Below are 1,583 nucleotides of genomic sequence, written 5' to 3'. Positions count from 1 at the left end.
CCACCGCGTACTGGATCAGCGGCTTGTCCACGATGGGCAGCATTTCCTTGGGCTGTGCCTTGGTGGCGGGCAAAAAGCGCGTCCCAAGTCCAGCGACCGGAAAAACAGCTTTGGTGAGTTTTAATTTTTGCATGGCACGCCGATCAGAAAAAGGGTTTAATTTTTGCACCTTTGGCACAGTGCGCGGGTCAGACGACGGCTCGTTTTGGCGCTTGCACCCTGCATGGACCCCCCACGGCCCATGCAGGTGCGTGCTTACTTCAGGCGCGCCAGCTGGTCCCTGATTTTTTCCAGCGTGGCGGTGAAATCACTGAGTCGCTTGCGTTCCTGCTCCAGTACCGCCGGCGGGACCTTGTTCACAAAGGCCTCATTCGCCAGCTTGGCGTTGACCTTGACCAGTTCGCCTTCCAGCCGCGTGGCTTCCTTGCCCAGGCGCGCTTTTTCGGCCTCGACATCGACTTCCATGTGCAGGCAGACGCGTGCCTCGCCGACCACCGCCACCGGCGCGGCTTGCGCGGCCGCAGCCCAGGCGGCTTCATCTTCAAACACCTTGACTTCGCTGAGCTTGGCCAACGACTTGAGCACCGGGGCCACGCTGGTCATGAAGGCGGTGTCGCCCAGCACAAACAGCGGCAGCCGCGTCGCCGGCGACACCTTCATTTCGCCGCGCAGGTTGCGGCAGGCATCGACCAGGGTCTTGAGCTTGGCGACATGCGCTTCAGCGTCCCGGTCGATCTTTTCGGGCTGGCTCTGCGGGTAAGCGGCCATGCCAATGAAGGGGCCGGCGCGGCCCGCCACGGGTGCGACCTTTTGCCAGAGTTCTTCGGTGATGAAGGGAATAATCGGATGGGCCAGCCGCAAAATGCCTTCGAGCGTGCGGATCAGCGTGCGGCGGGTGGCGCGCTTTTGCGCGTCGGTCCCGGTCTGGATCTGCACCTTTGCAATTTCCAGATACCAGTCGCAGAACTCGTCCCAGATGAACTGGTAGATGCTGCCGGCCACGTTGTCCAGGCGGTAGTCGGCAAAGCCCTTGGCGACATCTAGCTCCACGCGCTGCATGGTCGATGAAATCCAGCGGTCTGCCTGGGAAAATTCCAGGTAGTGTTCCATCTCGCCGCCGGGCGCGCATTGCGCCTTGGTGTGCTCGTTCAAGCCGCAATCCTGGCCTTCGCAGTTCATCAGCGTAAAGCGCGTGGCGTTCCAGAGCTTGTTGCAGAAGTTGCGATAGCCTTCGCAGCGCTTGCTGTCAAAGTTGATGCTGCGGCCCAGGCTGGCGAGCGAGGCAAAGGTGAAGCGCAGCGCATCGGCACCGTAGCCGGGAATGCCGGAAGGGAATTCCTTTTCGGTGTTCTTGCGCACCTGGGGCGCGGTTTCGGGCTTGCGCAGGCCCTGCGAGCGCTTGTCGAGCAGCGGGGCGAGTTCAATGCCGTCAATCAGGTCGACCGGGTCGAGCACGTTGCCTTCGGACTTGCTCATCTTTTTGCCCTGCGCATCCTTCACGAGGCCGTGGATGTACACGTGTTTGAACGGCACCTGGCCGGTGAAATGCGTGGTCATCATGATCATCCGGGCGACCCAGAAAA

The 1,583-nt window shown here is 61.3% G+C and carries 2 protein-coding genes; both read right to left on the bottom strand.

All coding sequences use genetic code 11. The annotated features are described in order from the left end of the window. The coding region (locus tag IV091_RS03160; protein ID WP_293465005.1) for a sugar phosphate nucleotidyltransferase at positions 1-133 on the bottom strand (133 nt) is incomplete at its 3' end. Between the two features lie 122 nt (positions 134-255). Then, on the bottom strand, positions 256-1,583 hold a 1,328-nt coding region (locus IV091_RS03155; RefSeq protein WP_293465002.1), incomplete at its 5' end, for a class I tRNA ligase family protein.

The organism is Polaromonas sp. (genome assembly GCF_018780625.1).
GTDB lineage: Bacteria > Pseudomonadota > Gammaproteobacteria > Burkholderiales > Burkholderiaceae_C > Polaromonas.
Note: the sequence above shows the minus strand (reverse complement) of the source record. Positions and strands in the feature narration are given on the sequence as shown.